We start from the raw sequence: 16,584 nt of genomic DNA, 5'->3' as shown, positions 1-16,584 counted from the left end.
GTTGTGCGTAACTGCGGGAATGTTGGACTTTCGGTCGCTGTTGTCTCCAGATGTTTTTGATTTTACCGCTATCAGCGGATAACATCCGGAGACAGCTTATGCTTCCGATGCGAGCTTTCCTTCGGAAAGCTTTCAGGCGAACGCTAACGCTCCTACAGTTCCAAAATTCCCTCCTTAACTTCAAACCAAATACTAAAACTAATATACGAGTCCTCTAATCTGGACTCGTATTTCAGATCATTTTTGCCAAGTATCTCCGCGACGATGGACAGGCCAAGTCCAGTACCGGAGATTTCTTTATTTCGAGACTCTTCAATTACATAGAATGGGTCCCAGATATACGCTAAATGCTCCGTTTTTAGGCGAGTGGTTTTATTGGAGATCGTAAATTTTAATGTACGCGTAGTGTCACTCCGTAGTTTTATTTCAAAAAAATCCTCTTCACCATACTTAATGGCATTACTAATTAAGTTGTTGAATACTATCTCGATTTGGCTGATATCTTCTTCAACGATAGAGGATTCAAGCGAATGAAAGTCGCTCATTAAGGTTATGTTTTTATTTTTTAACGTAATATTATATTGTGAGATCACTTTTAGCAGAAGCTCTTTAAGATCAAAAGGCTCTTTATGCACTTCTGACTTCTGGATCTTGGACAATTTAATTAAATAATCCACCATATCCGACGTATACTTCACTTGCTCCAAAATGATATCCGTATACGTGCCATCATCCAGACCGTCCTGAATGCCAATCGTATATGCTTGGATTAAGGATAATGGTGTTTTCACTTCATGCGAAATGCTTGAGATAAGGGTATTTAAACTTTGATTTTTCTCCTCCAATTTGGCATGGGTGCTCTTTAGACGCTGACTCATCTGATTGATGCTTTTCGAGAGCTCTTCGATTTCATCCCCCGTTTGGATCGTCACTTGTTTAAAATCGAGATTGGATATATCCTTTGCGACATCCTGCAATTGTTCTAACGGTGTAATGATCTTTTTTGAAAAATAAGCCACTAACAGCAAACTGATAATAATCCCCAATAGAATGGAGTAAAAGCTGAATTGATTTACGAGGGTCAAGGCATCTGTATTGTGCACAACCACAGTTCCTATGAGGATTAGACTGCTATCCTGCTCGTATATTTTCGTTAACAGACTCGATTTCAATTTGCCCTGATTAAATAAAAGATTAACCGTGTTGCCTTGTCTTACTTTTTGTAATACCTCATCTGTGATCCAAAATTTATTAAGTGCCACCTTATCTTTAAACAACGCAAATTGAATATTTTCATTAATTTCTGCTGTACTTCCACTGTTTTCAACCCTAACAATCGTTACGTTATTATTGTTCTCGATCCTGCTTTCATTTTCCATGAGTTGATCCAAACGGAGATCCTTTACTTCGTCATAAATGGTGTTGATCTTGGTTTTCATTTTGTATAGGTAATAATCTGCTGAGAAATAGTTGTGCAAGAAATAAGACGTACCAAAAACAATCAGCAAAATAATGCTCACCATGATCAATAACTTCGTACTTATTTTATGAATTTTTATCATGGAAGCTGTACCCCATTCCCCTATGCGTGATCACGTGGTCGGCCCCAATCTTATCGCGCAGCCTCTTAATATGCGTATCTACCGTTCTTTCTTCGCCCAGATAATCCATTCCCCAAACCGCAGACAATAAGGCATCTCTGGATAAAATACGCCCTTTATGCTCGTACAGGAAGGTTAGCAATTCAAATTCTTTTTTATATAACGCCAGTTCTGCCCCATTCTTGTACACTTTCTTCCGCTCAAAATCGATTTCTAAATCCCTAATCGCAGCCACTTTTTCGGTGCCTAGCATTTTTTTAATTCTAAGCATCAAAATCCGTGGGTCGAATGGTTTTCTTATATATTCATCTGCCCCTATATCCAAGGCACTGAATTCATCATCATGGGAAGACCTTGCGGTCAGCATTACAACTTTAGCCAAACTGACCTTCTTGATTTCATTACAGACCTCAAGACCGCTTCGCTTAGGCATCATCCAATCCAGCACCACAAGATCAATCCTATTCGAAAAAAAGAGCTCAAGCGCCTCCTCACCATCCGCAGCTGTCCAAACGTTATAGCCTTCTTTTTCAAAATAAGTCTTCAATATAGTGATCATATGTTTCTCATCATCCGCAATTAAGATATTCAAAGTTTAGATTCTCCTTGCTGTAGTTATCAGAAGAAAAAGGCGAAATCCTTTACAGGTTTCACCTTTTCATATATTTTCATGCTACGCTATTGCAACTTCTCTAGTCCCTTCGTCAGTACGTTCCATATCGGGTTATCGACTGTCTTTCGATCAGGCTGTTCACCCTTCTCTATCGCTTCCCAATACTCCCAGGTTGGAGGCTCAATGCCAAGTTCATAATCCATGCCATCCCAAGTATCCTCCCGGAACGCATAAAACGCCCAGTGCCAGCCGTAATCAGCAAAAATCGAGATTAAATCAGCCAAGTATTGATCTGCACCTTTTACAAGCCGGTTCGTGCCAAATTCTTCAGCGACAATACGATTAGCAGGGATGTTATTCTTTTCTGCCCACTGTGCGATAGGTTCTAGAAAATCCTTTAAAGCTTTCTTATTAAATGCTTTTTCCGTCTTCTCCTCACCCACTTTAACCGTTCCAGGATATTCATAGGTTAAGCCTTTTTTCTTATTTTGGCTGGTGAGTTCGTAGGGTTCATACATATGAAAAGCATATAATACATTTGCATCATCGATGGGTTTCAAATATTTAAAGGCCCATGGTGTAGCATACAGACCAGAATTGACGATAATAGGGGTTTCCGTATCTACGGTTCGAATCGCTGTCACAATAGTCTCATATAAAAGATTCAAATCCGCCGGAGTATTCTCCACTGAGCTATACCACTCGTTGTAATCCTCTGTCCAGAAATCATTAAATCCAGTAGCTTGTTCAGGATGTGGCTCATTAATCAGATTATAGCCGGCCACCGCAGGATGATCTTTTAATCTTTCCGCAAGATCCTTCCAAAACGTTGCCGCTTGTTCATGATAACTGAAATCCTTCCAGATTCGATCATCATTTGTATAATCATTAAACTGTCGCCACCGATCTCCGGGCAGACTAAGGACTGTCAGCACTACTTTTGAACCCCGCGCCTCGGCTGCATCCAAGTCTGCTTTTAACGCTGTAAAATCATCCTCAACAAGCCCCTCGTATTTATCTGCATTCCCTATTAAAAAGTCTTTATCTGGAGTAGCATCCGGTTGATCGTTAAACAGAAAATCACTATCTTTTGCCCATTTATCTGGCGCAAGTCGAATGAACTCTATATTATTTTCTTTCGCCGCATCATAATTTTCGGGTATAGATTTGGAATTCATGAAATTTGTTCCTTTTCGCTGTTGATCCCAGAAAGCGATCTTCTCATTGACCTCTTTCTTTACCTCCTTCTCCGGTTCATGATTTGCTTGTGGTGTTGCTGCACTGCATCCTACGACTGCCAACAAAATCAATACGATAAATCCTTTAAACTTCTTCATTCCCTCACCTCATAACCTATCGTAGCCAATCTCTGTTACAAGAGTGTCACAAGAGAAGTCCAGATTAAAAAAAGAGATATTCTTTAAGCCAAACGGCTTTAGAATATCTCATTATTTCGACTAACCTCACAAATCATATTCATAGTTATCAAACTTGCCATCTGATGCAAAGACATATTCGCAGATGTTCTCACCCCATCTAGCTATTACACTAAAGACGCGACCCGAAGTGGGAATATCACTGGTGGATGCTGGAGGGTTCACAAATTCATATTTCCCTTCCACGAGTGTTACAGGAACTTCTACAATTGGAAGCTGCGATTCATCAAAGCTCTCAGTTAGATAGGCCATCTTTACTGTGACTTCACTCGGTGCGTAATCTCCAAAGTCGACCTGCATTTTCTCCCCTGGTTTCAAGCGACGCAGACCCGTTAGAAGCGTAGGTTCATTATGCCAAGCCGTATAGTAAAAGGAGGCCCGATCATAGTCCGCTCCATTCCAGCTCGTCTTTAGAATGACATAGTTCTCTATAGCATCTGTACTATTCTCATGTGTAATGATAAGGGGCGACGGTTCAGCAGGACTTTTGAAAGAGCTCTCGGATTTACTCATTATTCCTCCGCGTTCCCCAAGCACCACCGCACCAATGATAACCACTGCCAACAGCATTAATGAAATCAATAATATCCTTTTAGACTTATTCCTATGTTTGATAATAGCTCCCGCCTTTCCTTAAACTTCTAACCCTTCTTTCATTTAACACTTGATCATCAAGCCATGCAAGTAGGTAGCTGATGAATTACATAGCAAATCCAAGAGTTAACTCTCCTTCTATCATATTCTATTTCTAGGAGGTGAATATAATATGACCATTCAGTTTGTAGATTTAAGACTATCCAACCAAGCTGCTTCGGATGCTACACCAGCAGTTATTCCACTAGCAGCGACCCCCCTTGTTTTTGGGGATATTGGTATTCAGACCGCAGGCGTGTCGGCTGAGAATCAAGGCAATGTCCGCGTACTTTTGACCGGATTTCTAAAAGTAGAAAACAATCCTCTTTTCAATACCAATACCGTTAATGTTCGCAGAAACGGAACGATCATTTTCACCACGACATTTGGGGTTGCGATCAGCAGAGAAAATGAAGCTTTCGGTTTTACAGCAGTAGATATCCCACCACCAGCGGCTGTCGCAACAGGTCAAATTCAGTATACAGCGGAGATCTTCACCAATGCAGCCGCAACAGATCCCTTTAATAATGTCCAAGCCAGAAACTTTAGTGGCGTTGCAGCTGCGGGTAACTCCTAACATGAACATGTAGTGGGTGAGGGAGCGAATTGCCCCTTTAAAAACAGAAGCTCAGCCAAAGGTACTGGTTGAGCTTCTGTTTATTCCCCAAATAATAGATCCAGAATCCGTTCATCCGCCTTTCGGTTCTTCCCTTTATAAGGATAACAATGAATATGAATCGCTGGATTAAAGTTAATCTCAATAACGCTATAGTTGGTAGCATTGGCTTCTTCCTTGATGTCATCAATCATCATATCCACTCCACAAAAAGTGGCGCCCGCAGCTTTAGCCGCTTGAATCGCCAGAGCCTTATAACTATCTGGGATCTCATCCGTAAAATCCAGGCTGTCACCACCCGTGCTAATATTAGAGTTCTCCCGAAGATAGATGACTTCGTTTAATGGAGGAATATCACTCCAAGCCTGAGCGTGGTTGTTCAAGAACATCGCTTCTGCTTCACCGATCTGAATTTTCTCAAGTGGTGTCTTGTACCCGCGGCCTCTTAACGGATCCTTATTCTTCTCGTGCACCAGTTGTTCAATCGTATGTACACCATCTCCAATCACATTCGCAGGAACACGGTGTAATACTCCGACTACTTCATCACCCATGACAAGAAAACGATATTCTTTTCCCGTCATGAACTCCTCTAGTAGCACAGTTCGATCAAATTCGAAGGCGATTTCGAAAGCTTTTTGATAATCTTCTTTAGAGAAGTCGTCTGTAAAAATAGTAATGCCGAGTCCAAAATTGGTTGATTTGGGCTTAATCACAATAGCCTTGTTACGGTAAGTGCTATGCGCATTCATTGCCTCTTCCAGATTTCGAAAAGCTTCTCCTGCGGGAACCCGAATGCCTTGCTGTTTAAGAACTTCTTTCGTAACGATCTTATTCTCCATGATTAATACCGTACTATAAGAATCAAGGGAGGTCTTCGTAGCTTGCTTAATATATTCTTTATGATCACCTTGCGTAAGCACTACAAAGTTCTCTTCCCGATCGATCAATTGAAACTTAATGCCACGTTTAACCGCTGCCTTCAAAAGAAGCTGTGTAGATAGCTCCAGATCCTCATATCCCACAAAACGGTATCCATTCGCAAGACTTTCCTTAGCATATTGTTTAGCTTTATTCAGATGGTATTGTACAAAAGAGGATTGTTGAACTTCCGACTTCACAATAGCTGCAAAACTCCGGTCTGGCTCTACAATTTTATTCTTAGCTCCATGCAATACGTTCAAAAACACTTCATTCTCCGGGTTCAACAGTTGGATCATATCCTGCATCTCATGAATACAAGTTAATGCCTGCTGCTCCATCGTTGTACATGAATCCCCGTAATCATGCAAACATCCCTTTATCCCCTCCATGATCAATTGATCATGATTAAGATTCGCCATCTTCTGATCCTCTACTCCGAACGGTTCGTCCTCCTTCAGCAGCATATACAAGATAAATAGATGAATGAAAATCATCGTTTCTTTGCCGATTCCTATTTTGTAGAGTGGATTCAGATCAATAAACCGAAGCTCCAAATAAGCTATCCCATCTTGCATCAGTTCCTCTAAAGGATGTTTGCCTCTTGCTGTCTTCACTCTAACCGGACTATAAAACTCTTTTACACTTAATAATTCTTCCGATTCGATCAAAGCTTGTAAATCATGAACATAATCCTTTAACGAAGCAAAAGATACATAAAGAGGCTTTTCGTTTCGATACCCACATTCGCTATTCCGAAGTGAATTCATATTCTGATAATAAAAGCTTTTGTCGTCATCTGATTCCCCGCGAGCTACACATTGTTCCATATAAGTCTTATCAAAAACAGGGCTGGCGCCTGTTAAATAGATAAGAAGCCAACGGTACCGCAATAGGTTGCGGGCTATTTTTAAGTAGGTAGCGTCTTTGAATTCTTTAAAGCTCACCTGCGGATCTGCTATGTCATGAAGCTGTCTCAGAAATTGTTCATCAAAAGAGAAATTGTAATGGATTCCGCTCAGCAATTGTCTTTTGCGACCGTATTTGTCTGCTAGCTGATGTCTGTATTCATCCTCAATCGGATTACCCATCTTGGCAATGGGGATGTCCTGATCATTCGGTAGCCTCGGAGGATTACTACTTGGCCACAGATATTCTTCCTTGAGCTCAAGCGACACAATATCCTGCAACGCCTCCAGAAAGTTATAAGTTTCATCAATAGAATCAAAAGAAGGGGTGACCATTTCAATTTGACTCTCTGAGAAGTCGGTTTGAATATACGGGTTCTCCATTTTGTTGCCAAAAGCTTTAGGATGTGGTGTCAGCGCAAGTCTTCCCTCTGGATCCACTCTGACATTTTCTTTTTCCAGTCCAAATTCGCCGTGAAAAAGCTCCTTATTCAAATGGTTATCCCTCAGAAGCTGTATGAGTTTACGATTTAATAAAGCCATTTCAACGATCATCCTTTGCTTAGTAGTTTACCTGCTGTTTGTTCATTTTGAATAAAGATCTTCTAAACCAGAACACAAGAATAACTCCTTTAAACACACTGCTTAGAGCAATCGACATCCACACCCCACTCAAGCCAAAAGGTCCGGATAAGATCAAGGCTAGTGGAATTCGCAGTGCTGTAAATGTAATACTAAAGATCGGCGGGATATGGGTTTGGCCAATACCGTTAAAAGCACCTACTGTCATCAATTCCATACACATGAATAATTGTGAGTAACCAATGATGCGCATATAATTAGTGCCTAATTCCAGGCTTGTCTGATCTGATAAAAATAAGGAAAATAGCTGCTGCGGGAACGCGATAAATATAAGCGATATGATCACGCCAAAGATGGAGGTTAAGATCAAAGCCTTACGATAGCCCTGCCCAATACGGTCCAATCGGCGTGCTCCATAATTTTGACCAAAAAAGGCAGCAATAGCTCCCTGTAGTCCTCCAATTGTCATATAAGAAATAGATTCAATTTGAATCCCTACTTTTTGCACCGCAATCGCATCCGCCCCAAAACGTACAATGATCTTAGCAATGACGATCGATATGAGCGTAAAGGTGACCCGTTGGATTGTGATCGGAAGTCCCATACGGATTACTTCTTTCATTTGACGACTGTCCCATGCTGATGTGTTCGAAATGATTTCTGACTTTCTTGTCTTTATGATAAAAAGAGCCGTAACTAAGATGTTCGCTGTCAATGTTGCCGTGGCTGCCCCCGCTACTCCCCAACCTTCAAAACTGCCCCAGCCAAAAATTAAAAATGGATCAAGAACAATATTAACCATAAGACCAATGGAGAAGATCTGAAACGGTTGTTTACTATTTCCCATCGAGTTTAAGAGTGTGGCAAACAAAGTATTTACGATGGAAAATACCGTCCCGAAGATCGAAATCATTAAAAATTGCCGTGCCATCCGTTCAACTTCATCACTTCCAAGATCAAAAAAACCAATCAACCGATTGTTGGTCAACAGAACTAAACTCATATAGAGAAATCCTAATAAAATAGACATCATAAACCCGTTTTTCATATAAGATTTAGCCTTCTCTATCTGGCCAGATCCCATACAAAACGCAACCTTAATCCCTGTACCGATCGTAATCATAGTCGACAATGCAATCGCTAGATTAATGAAAAAACTCGCCGTGCCAATCGCGGCAACAGGACCACTTCCTAATCTTCCAACCCAAATCATATCGACGAGGCCATAAGTTGTGGAAATGAAATTCGTCGCAATAATGGGAAGCGTTAATTTCATTAAGGTAGGCATAATAGGACCCTGAGTCAAATCATTCATGCCCTTCAATTCCTTCAAATCTAATAACACCTTCTTCATCTGATTTTCAGATTTATTATATAACCAAACACTTATATAATCAATTGATTATATTTCAGCAATCTGTTGGACCAGCCTTTCAAGCATCCGTATCCGATTACGGAGTTCCAATTCTTCTTGTCTCAATCCGTCCAGCTGAAGATTCAGAGAATCACCTACTTCCTTAATCAACTCGGCATGGCCACACCCATAACTCCTTTTCAATTTAAAAATAGACTGGATATCCCTTAGTATAACTCCATAACTTTTCAACTCTTGAATGACAAAATAATCTGCCAGATGCTGCTCTGTATATATCCGTTTACCATCTGGTCCCTTGGACATAATCAAGTCCAGATCCTCATAATGTCTGATGGTGTCTTTCGTAGTTCCTGTTAGGGCTATAAATTCACCGATTCGCAAAAGTACAACCTCCTCCATACAAATATAAATTGACACGGGGTTAACCCCGCAACGTTTAATTTTATTAATGGGGGTGCATCAAATGATAGGTTCAAGCCTTATAATCTTGTATGGAATGGTTAGTGTGCTTGGGGCAGTGGGGATTCTAATTAAGGGCTCCGCTAAATCTGCTGTGGGTTATATTTATTTGTTTTTGCTTTCTCATATTACGTTAGTCGTCATCACCCTTTATGCCTTATGTAAACCGCTTAACTTCATTTGGTTTATTATCGGTTTTCTCACCTGTCTTATCTCCCGCTGGCTCAACGGTAAGTTTGTCTTCGGTAGGAATAACTGGCTTCATTACTTTATTGTTGCGCTGATCTTTGCTGTGGGCTACTTCTTAACCTAGTCTCTTCATTATGAGCCTGAAGACAGAAAGTGGAACTCCTAAAAAGTATATAAATTGTGTAGACATCAAAAGACAGTTCCTAGTGCACAAAATGTGCCTACCGGAACTGTCTTTTTTTCGTAATTAAAATTTCTTTTGTTTTTCAGTCGAATGGCTATTGAAAACGAATTTTAGTTCGTTTACAATAAAACCAATAATAAGTTCTATAATTATAGAACAAATAAATGTTTCAGCAACTTACTCAAAGAATGGAGAAGCTCATGGAATATAAAGTAGAAGTCGATTTTGCCCCCATGTATGAATGTGTGAACAGTATGACTGCTTTTCTAAGCAAGCAGAACCATACTGCTATGGATTCCGGTAAGCTCTGGGTACGTGAAGTCCAAGCAAGATTTGCCCCGATGTTGCTTCGTAAAATGCAAGAGGTCGTTAAAAAACTTGATGATTTCAGTTTGGCTCCCTACATTTGGTCTTCACCGGGCGAGCGTTCTGTAGACGGCTTTTTGAATTGGTTCGATGGTTTATCTTCGGGTGAACTGTATGAAATATCTGGACGTTTCGGCCAATCGGTTCCCTCTAATCTTTCTGAGCTAAGGGACACTGCCTCTGACATCCTGCGCGAATGGAACGCGGGTTACTTCAATGGAATCGACCCTAATATCCTCAAGGGGCTTGAACAGGAAGCCGAGTCAAGACGAACGACACTGAATGGGAACAATGATATGGAAGTCTTTGAAGCAGCAACCGACGGAATGCGCCTCTATCCAACCGAACGTCTGAAGCAGGTCATTATCATTCCGCAATATCATGCCCGCCCACTGGTCACCACCTCTATGTTTGATGAATTCGTGTTCACTAGCTACTCTTGTGATGTTCTCCCTCCGGAAGCTGGCCGGCCTGCTCCAGCACTGCTTCGACTTACCCGGGCACTCTCGGATGAGACGCGGCTGTATATCCTTCGTTTGCTTACAGGCAAGCAGTTGAATTTCACGGAAATCGTGCGGGAAGTCGGACTTTCTAAAAGTACAATCCACTACCATCTGATCGCGTTGCGCGCAGCAGGTCTGGTCATTGTCCATACCAACGTTAAAAGCACATCGTACAGCCTGCGATTGGAAGCCTTAAATGGGCTACCGCAGCAGATTGGGTCGTATCTAGAGAGTCAAGCATAAACGCCTTAAGCGTCCATATAAGGACGGTAAGCGTATATGCGAGAAATATAAGAAAGGAGTGAACAGGCTATGATAAAACGCAGCTATTATGGTTTACTCTCAACCATAACTTTAAGTGCTTTTGGGGATGCTTTTGGCTTGTTGGCTATGGAATGGCTCGTCTATGAATTGACGGGTTCCAAGCTAGCGATGGGAGCACTCGCGCTCAGCTCCGGCATACCTGAGCTGCTGCTGCGCTTGCTGGGCTCGCCGCTGTCCGACCGACTCCACCGGGTACGCTTTATGGCCTGCTTGGCAGCCATTCGCCTGCTGGCTATAGCACTGCCGCTAGGCATGGGTCTGGCTGGCCAACTGCAGCTGTGGCATCTGTTTGTCGCTGCTGGTCTCAGCGGGGCCTGCGCCGCTCTGTTCATGCCAACAGCCATGGCTGTTATTCCCGGCGTTGCCGATAGCCAGAAGCTGGTGCGGGCTTTTGCTATCATCGATGGCAGCAAAAGTGCAGCCGTCTTGCTAGGCCCCGCCCTGGCTGGGGCGTTGACCGCTGCCAGTGGAGCACTGCCAGCCCTTAGCATCAACATGTTATGTTATGTTGCGGCCATCATTACCTTGCTGTGCCTGCAGAAGCTACCCAAGCCCTCTCCAGCTCCAGGCCGTTTCTCCATTACCGTCTATGTTCGCGAAATTGCTGAGGGTTTTACCTTCTATAAACAATTCCCCGCCATGCTTACGATAATGATGATGGCCTCTATTAGTAATCTAAGCTCAATTGCCGTCTGGACCATGATGGTTCCTTTTGTACGCGAAGTGCTCCACCGTGATGCGGCGACGATGGGCACACTTAGTACAGTTTTCGCACTTGGAACCTTAGTCGGGCTAAGCATCATTTCCATGATAGGGGAAATTAAAAAGAGGCGGCTTGTCATGCTCGGTAGTCTGGGGACCATCGGTTTAGTAACAACATTATGGGGGTTATTTCCTAGTTTTTCTTTTGCTCTCGCCGCCGTATTCGCCACCGGAACGATAGCTCCCTTCTTCGGCTCCTTAAGCTCTTCACTCCATGGACGTCTGGTTCCGGGTAATCTGCAAGGAAGAGTCAACTCCATCCGTTTTTTAATCGGTGGCGGCTTGCAGCCTTTTGGTGCTTTTGCCGGCGCCGCGATTGCTGAACTCTATGGCGTGCCTGCGCTTTTTGTCATCGCCGGATTGCTTCCAATGCTCTGCGCCAGCGCAGCCTTGCTGCTCCCCGGACTCAAAACACTGGACGGCGACCTCTCTACACTTGAAGCCACTCATAAGCAGCCCGATGCTGGGGTTCCCCCGCACAAAGTTGTTGCTGAACGTTAAGTGAATCAAAAAAACAGGCGATACCGGTATACCGGAACATCGCCTGTTTTTATAAGTTTTCACCTAGGAGCATCGCTACTAGGTATATTCTCTTTTCAGTGGTTTGTCACAGTGGCTTGATTCGTAGCCACTAGTTCCCCTCCCCCTTCCGGTAAAAACCGAAGCGGGAGGCGTTGAGCCTTTAGTTTGTGTTTGTGTTTGTGTGTTGGTGTTTTGGAATTCGCGCTGATAGCAGCGGAGAGAACGGACTGATTGTGGAAAAGCGGAGCGTTCGCCAGCGTAAAAAGCGCACAACGTCCAAAAGCTAACACCAAGAACCTAAGGCTCAATCAACCCATATTTCGTTTTTATCCGATCCAACTTCTCAATCATAGGATTAGCAATAAAAAACAAAAACACCACCGTCGAGATCGCATGCACCATATCGAACCAAAAACCTGAAATATAAGTGGTCATTAAAGCCGGCCAAGAGAACTCTGAAGTGAACATCATCAACGAGCCTATATTGATAATGCCTCCGTATACGAAAAACGTCGCTAAGCCTCCGAATATACATAGCGAAAGCTTATTCTTTTTAAGCAGACCCTTCTTGAAGAAAATGCCCGCCAGGAAGCCAATGATGCCAAAACAAAACATTTGCCAAGGCGTCCAAGGCCCCTGCCCAAAGAAGAAATTCGAGACAAAACCTGCAACAGCGCCAACCAGAAACCCTGCCTCCGCACCCAAGCTTACCCCTGCGATGATGACAATAGCAACCACTGGCTTAAACTGCGGCAACATAAAAAAGGCTGCGCGTCCCGCCACGGCAATGGCTGCTAACACTGCTATAACGATCAGCTCCCTCGCCTGCGGCTTCCGGTTCTCGAACACCATCGCAAAAGGAACCATCGTATAGATAACAATTAATAGACTGATAAAATAATACTTCCGATCATTTAGCACAAAGATGCCTAATAAAATCGTAGCTGGAATGACTATGAGGATTAGTAGTGCCGCTAATAAAGTTCGACGACTCAAACGACGATCCGTTATCTGCTTCTTTGACATAAATCAATCACACCCTCTATCGTTACTCCCTCATTCCATACATGACGCGCCATACGGTTGGCAGCAGTTGTATAGAAGCTGTTTCCCGCAAAAAACTTCTGCGCTTCATTCGTAGTGATAATGCTTCCATCAAAAAACATGGCGCAGACCTCAGCATACTTGGCACAAAATTCAACATCATGCGAGACCATTACAATAGTAACGCCTTCGGCATTGAGCTTTTGCAGGAATACGGCTAGCTTCTCTTTGAAGGGCCCATCCAGTCCTTTGGTCGGTTCATCCAACAGCAGAATCTTTGGTTCTAACAAAAGGACCTTCGCCAACGCTGCACGCTGTTGTTCTCCCCCGCTGAGATCATACGGATGCATGGAGAGGAGATGTTCCAGTTCTGCGAACTTAACCACAGCTTCAACTCTGGCGTTTTTTTCTTCCTTCGTCAAAGAGAGCTGGGATAACATTTCATATAAATCTAGCTCGACTGTTTTTTTCACAAATAAGGTTTGCGGATTTTGCGGGAGGAAGCCCAGATTGTTAGTAAACAACGCTTTGGCATTCATCTTCGCAGGGTTGCTCCCGCCGATAAGAACTTTCCCTCTATAAGGCTGAAGGATTCCGCTCATCAGCGACAGCGTCGATGTCTTCCCTGTTCCATTCCCGCCAACAATACAATAAAATTGCCCTTGCTTCACTTCAAACGACAAATCTTTAATGACATTCGGCCCATTTTTATCATATTTAAACCATACGTCCTTAAACTTTATGACTACAGGGCCGGCCTCTTTCGTGCTAGGCTGAGTTTCTGCCATCGTTGCAGGAGTCTTACCCTTTAGAAAAGCATCCAACCATTGGCGTCCTTCCTTTACAGTAACAGGCCACACTAAGTCATGATCTACTCCTGCAACAATCTGCATCGGTGAGGGCATGGACAGAAACATCGGATGGTTCAGCTTACATAAAACCTCGCCCACCTTTTGCGGGGGATCATCAGCTATCACAGCTCCCTCATTCACCACAATCAACCGATCTGTAAGCGGAAGAACATCCTCTAGACGATGCTCGGTCATGATCACGGTTGTTCCCAGCTCACGATTTATTTTTTTGACCGTCTCCAGAAAATCGGAAGCCGCAATAGGATCTAGCTGGGAGGTAGGCTCATCGAGGATTAGAACCGAGGGATGCATAGCCATTATGGATGCTAAGTTAAGCAGCTGCTTCTGGCCGCCTGATAGCTCGGTCACACTTTTATGAAACCAGGTCTGGATCCCAAAAAAACTAGCCATTTCCGCCACACGCAGGCGAATCGTAGAATTATCGTACCCTAAGCTCTCAAGCCCAAAAGCAAGCTCATGCCATACTTTATCTGTCACAATTTGATTGTCCGGACTTTGGAGTACATAACCAATTTCCGCTGCCTGTGTGCGTTGATCGATCTCCTCTACAGGTTGACCCTTATAATAAATTGCCCCTTGGCGATTGCCATGTGGGGTTAGGATTGTTTTCAGTTGTCTAAGCAGAGTGCTTTTGCCACAGCCTGACTTTCCACAAATGGTAATGAAGTCTCCACTTTCAATCGTTAGATTAATATTCGAAAGAGCCGCTTGCTCTTGTTCAGGAAAAGTAAAGCTTAGTTCTTCGATTCGATAGATTTCCATTTCATTGCCTCCACCATATTGATGAGCACTGGGATCATACATAACGCAAAATAAGCGATATATATAAGAATACTAAAAGGTGTAATTGTGCTCGCTTTAATCGATGGATAGAATCTCATGGTGTTCTCACCCATCACTGCCCCTACGGCTACCAGCGCAATTAAGCCTGTCATGATCAAGAGAACTACTTTGTCTCGGGCATCTAACCGAAAGATAGAAAAGCTTGTACGGCCCGGCAATCCATACCCTCTCGATCTCATGGAATCCGCTGTCTCAATCGCATTTTCCAAAGCCCAGGTGGTCATAATGGAGAGAATCGTAATCCCATTCCGCGCACGCGCGAGGAGATTTCCCTGTGAGACATCCCGGCCTATACATTTTTGAGCATTAGAAATCACCTTGATTTGCGCTAAATATCTAGGAACAAAACGAAGCACCATCGAAAAAATCAACGACAGTGCCGGCAGTATTTTTCCGAATATATAAATAAACTTATCCGAGGTCATCACGACGTTATAACAAGAGAACCAAACAATTACCGTCACAAACATACACGCCGCTGCCACGCCATAAAGAATCGATTCTTTCGTAATGGGATTCCCGTTGTTTAAATAGAACAAGATCGTTACCCCTTGATGATTAAAAACAGGATTCATCACTGCCATAAATAGCAGAAAAGGAATCATGTAAAGCAGATTAAATCGGATGCCCTTTTTTCCTTTTAACATAATTGAGTAGGCTACAGCACTAATAAGGGCAATCACCTGAAATATAGGATGCATAAACACCATGCTAAACAGCAATACAACAACAAAATATAGAAAATTCACAAACGGATGAAAGGTAGAAAAGCTATCCTTCATTATTTCTGAGCTCCTCCTGTGGCTACATATCCACCCACATCTCGACCTAGATCACAAGTGTATACCCAATCAATGACATCGCCATCTTTGAGAACATAACGGCTACTGCCGTAGTTAGGGAACCAGCCATTTACTTTGTACATCCATCCACTGAGCTCTCCAGCATCGAATTCATACAGATTATTTATGCCTTCAATATAATTACTGTTATAGATCGGCGTCATGCTAAATTCCATATGGATTTTATTCTTCTTCATTTCTCTTAGTAAAACATCAAACACAGACTCACCTTCATAAAAGGTTACCTTCTGCGCTTTATAAATGATACCATCTGCCGGCAATACTTCAAGCTTATCCTCATTAAAAATATCCATGTTATCTAAAATTGTTGCCGCTGAGACGGACAAGGTAGCCGTTAATTGCTTCTTCTTATCTACTGTTGCATCTTGCCATTCCACTGGTTTAGGTTTCCCGCTCGGCACTGGATCGGTAAGAAATTTATCCCTTTTCGGTTCCTGCTTGGTTTCTGTTGTCGCTACTTTTGAATCAGGTTTTGTTACGGGTTTTGCCGTCGCTTTCGTCTCCGGCACGGGCGTTTTAGCCGCTTTCGGCGTTGCGGTAGGTTGCTTCGTTGCAGCAGGTTTTGTTGTTACGACCGGTGTTACAACTTCTGTTGGTGCTGCAGTTCCTGTTGGTGTTACAGCTTCCGTTGGTGTTGCCGATTCATTTGGTTTTAGGGTTTCAATGGGCTTAGCTGTTTCACTTGGCGTAGCTGACGGTGTTATCTCTGTTGTCTCAGTAGCGATTGCCTCAGTGGGTTCAACATCATCATTTGTTGCGGAAGCAGTGTTCTCAGGCTCTATAACCTGTGTCTCAACGCTACTATTAGCGACCTTGTTTGGGCTCTTCTGGTAATCCCCGCCCCAAAAGAAGGCGATAGCCAATACACCTATGATTAGTATCGCGGTTAACCATTTCTTCTTGTTCATTTCTCTAGTCCCACCTTAAATAATAAGCAAGGGTATACACGCTACCCTTGCTTATCTCTC

General features: G+C 43.0%; 15 protein-coding genes. 4 read left to right on the top strand and 11 right to left on the bottom strand.

The window, feature by feature from the left end; genetic code table 11:
• Positions 1-152 precede the first annotated feature (152 nt).
• From NSQ50_RS03865 to NSQ50_RS03850, 4 genes are all read right to left on the bottom strand, one after another.
• Positions 153-1,562, bottom strand: coding sequence for a sensor histidine kinase (locus NSQ50_RS03865; RefSeq protein ID WP_081386943.1), 1,410 nt, complete (start codon positions 1,560-1,562; stop codon positions 153-155).
• The gene (locus NSQ50_RS03860; protein WP_076142146.1) at positions 1,546-2,193 is read right to left on the bottom strand and encodes a response regulator transcription factor; all 648 of its coding nucleotides are present in this window, start codon (positions 2,191-2,193) and stop codon (positions 1,546-1,548) included. The genes NSQ50_RS03865 and NSQ50_RS03860 overlap by 17 nt, the downstream gene beginning before the upstream one ends.
• Before the next feature lie 86 nt (positions 2,194-2,279).
• Positions 2,280-3,551 (bottom strand): glycoside hydrolase family 5 protein, encoded by a 1,272-nt coding sequence (locus NSQ50_RS03855; protein ID WP_076224353.1) that lies wholly within the window; start codon positions 3,549-3,551, stop codon positions 2,280-2,282.
• A gap of 126 nt (positions 3,552-3,677) precedes the next feature.
• Positions 3,678-4,214, bottom strand: coding sequence for a hypothetical protein (locus tag NSQ50_RS03850; RefSeq protein WP_340949281.1), 537 nt, complete (start codon positions 4,212-4,214; stop codon positions 3,678-3,680).
• A gap of 202 nt (positions 4,215-4,416) precedes the next feature.
• On the opposite strand from NSQ50_RS03850, the gene NSQ50_RS03845 reads away from it, so the two are divergent.
• Positions 4,417-4,860, top strand: a complete 444-nt coding sequence (locus NSQ50_RS03845) for a hypothetical protein (RefSeq protein ID WP_036684901.1) — start codon at positions 4,417-4,419, stop codon at positions 4,858-4,860.
• A gap of 80 nt (positions 4,861-4,940) precedes the next feature.
• On the opposite strand, the gene gshAB is transcribed toward NSQ50_RS03845, so the two are convergent.
• From gshAB to NSQ50_RS03830, 3 genes are read right to left on the bottom strand one after another with little or no spacing between them, the layout of a single operon-like run.
• On the bottom strand, positions 4,941-7,271 hold the full coding sequence (gshAB, locus tag NSQ50_RS03840) for a bifunctional glutamate--cysteine ligase GshA/glutathione synthetase GshB (protein WP_076224359.1): 2,331 nt from the start codon (positions 7,269-7,271) through the stop codon (positions 4,941-4,943).
• Between the two features lie 19 nt (positions 7,272-7,290).
• A complete protein-coding gene (locus tag NSQ50_RS03835; RefSeq protein WP_249267769.1) occupies positions 7,291-8,664 on the bottom strand; it encodes an MATE family efflux transporter in 1,374 nt (457 codons plus the stop codon).
• 48 nt (positions 8,665-8,712) lie between these two features.
• Entirely contained in the window at positions 8,713-9,084 is a 372-nt protein-coding gene (locus NSQ50_RS03830) for a MerR family transcriptional regulator (protein WP_218640741.1), read from the bottom strand.
• Positions 9,085-9,148: 64 nt separating this feature from the next.
• Here NSQ50_RS03830 and NSQ50_RS03825 point away from each other — a divergent pair, with 64 nt between their 5' ends.
• From NSQ50_RS03825 to NSQ50_RS03815, 3 genes are all read left to right on the top strand, one after another.
• A complete protein-coding gene (locus NSQ50_RS03825; protein WP_036684896.1) occupies positions 9,149-9,457 on the top strand; it encodes a hypothetical protein in 309 nt (102 codons plus the stop codon).
• A 260-nt stretch (positions 9,458-9,717) separates the two neighbouring features.
• Positions 9,718-10,629 carry an ArsR/SmtB family transcription factor gene (locus tag NSQ50_RS03820; protein ID WP_036684895.1) on the top strand — a complete coding sequence of 304 codons (912 nt, stop codon included), beginning with the start codon at positions 9,718-9,720 and terminating at the stop codon, positions 10,627-10,629.
• Between the two features lie 69 nt (positions 10,630-10,698).
• Complete coding sequence (locus NSQ50_RS03815) at positions 10,699-11,973, top strand: MFS transporter (protein WP_036684893.1); 1,275 nt, start codon at positions 10,699-10,701, stop codon at positions 11,971-11,973.
• A 318-nt stretch (positions 11,974-12,291) separates the two neighbouring features.
• Here the strand turns inward: NSQ50_RS03815 and NSQ50_RS03810 are convergent, their stop codons facing one another.
• From NSQ50_RS03810 to NSQ50_RS03795, 4 genes are read right to left on the bottom strand one after another with little or no spacing between them, the layout of a single operon-like run.
• A complete protein-coding gene (locus NSQ50_RS03810) occupies positions 12,292-13,020 on the bottom strand; it encodes an ECF transporter S component (RefSeq protein ID WP_076105347.1) in 729 nt (242 codons plus the stop codon).
• Complete coding sequence (locus NSQ50_RS03805) at positions 13,002-14,672, bottom strand: ABC transporter ATP-binding protein (RefSeq protein WP_076179115.1); 1,671 nt, start codon at positions 14,670-14,672, stop codon at positions 13,002-13,004. Before NSQ50_RS03805 ends, NSQ50_RS03810 begins: the two co-directional genes overlap by 19 nt.
• Positions 14,645-15,535: an energy-coupling factor transporter transmembrane component T gene (locus NSQ50_RS03800; RefSeq protein WP_081383600.1), complete on the bottom strand. Its 891-nt coding sequence runs from the start codon at positions 15,533-15,535 to the stop codon at positions 14,645-14,647. Before NSQ50_RS03800 ends, NSQ50_RS03805 begins: the two co-directional genes overlap by 28 nt.
• Positions 15,535-16,524 (bottom strand): DUF4430 domain-containing protein, encoded by a 990-nt coding sequence (locus tag NSQ50_RS03795; RefSeq protein ID WP_036684886.1) that lies wholly within the window; start codon positions 16,522-16,524, stop codon positions 15,535-15,537. The genes NSQ50_RS03800 and NSQ50_RS03795 overlap by 1 nt, the downstream gene beginning before the upstream one ends.
• Positions 16,525-16,584 lie beyond the last annotated feature (60 nt).

This window comes from Paenibacillus sp. FSL R10-2788, assembly GCF_038003885.1.
Taxonomy (GTDB): domain Bacteria; phylum Bacillota; class Bacilli; order Paenibacillales; family Paenibacillaceae; genus Paenibacillus_AQ; species Paenibacillus_AQ odorifer.
The sequence above is the reverse complement of the archived record's forward strand: the minus strand, read 5'-3'. Positions and strand labels throughout refer to the sequence as shown.

Bases quoted from the DNA above. Each gene is read 5' to 3' on its own strand.
- NSQ50_RS03830 (WP_218640741.1), bottom strand. From the start codon at position 9,084: ATGGAGGAGGTTGTACTTTTGCGAATCGGTGAATTTATAGCCCTAACA.
- NSQ50_RS03855 (WP_076224353.1), bottom strand. From the start codon at position 3,551: ATGAAGAAGTTTAAAGGATTTATCGTATTGATTTTGTTGGCAGTCGTA.
- NSQ50_RS03800 (WP_081383600.1), bottom strand. From the start codon at position 15,535: ATGAAGGATAGCTTTTCTACCTTTCATCCGTTTGTGAATTTTCTATAT.
- NSQ50_RS03865 (WP_081386943.1), bottom strand. From the start codon at position 1,562: ATGATAAAAATTCATAAAATAAGTACGAAGTTATTGATCATGGTGAGC.
- NSQ50_RS03810 (WP_076105347.1), bottom strand. From the start codon at position 13,020: ATGTCAAAGAAGCAGATAACGGATCGTCGTTTGAGTCGTCGAACTTTA.
- NSQ50_RS03815 (WP_036684893.1), top strand. From the start codon at position 10,699: ATGATAAAACGCAGCTATTATGGTTTACTCTCAACCATAACTTTAAGT.
- NSQ50_RS03825 (WP_036684896.1), top strand. From the start codon at position 9,149: ATGATAGGTTCAAGCCTTATAATCTTGTATGGAATGGTTAGTGTGCTT.
- NSQ50_RS03835 (WP_249267769.1), bottom strand. From the start codon at position 8,664: ATGAAGAAGGTGTTATTAGATTTGAAGGAATTGAAGGGCATGAATGAT.
- NSQ50_RS03805 (WP_076179115.1), bottom strand. From the start codon at position 14,672: ATGGAAATCTATCGAATCGAAGAACTAAGCTTTACTTTTCCTGAACAA.
- NSQ50_RS03845 (WP_036684901.1), top strand. From the start codon at position 4,417: ATGACCATTCAGTTTGTAGATTTAAGACTATCCAACCAAGCTGCTTCG.
- NSQ50_RS03820 (WP_036684895.1), top strand. From the start codon at position 9,718: ATGGAATATAAAGTAGAAGTCGATTTTGCCCCCATGTATGAATGTGTG.
- NSQ50_RS03795 (WP_036684886.1), bottom strand. From the start codon at position 16,524: ATGAACAAGAAGAAATGGTTAACCGCGATACTAATCATAGGTGTATTG.
- gshAB (WP_076224359.1), bottom strand. From the start codon at position 7,271: ATGGCTTTATTAAATCGTAAACTCATACAGCTTCTGAGGGATAACCAT.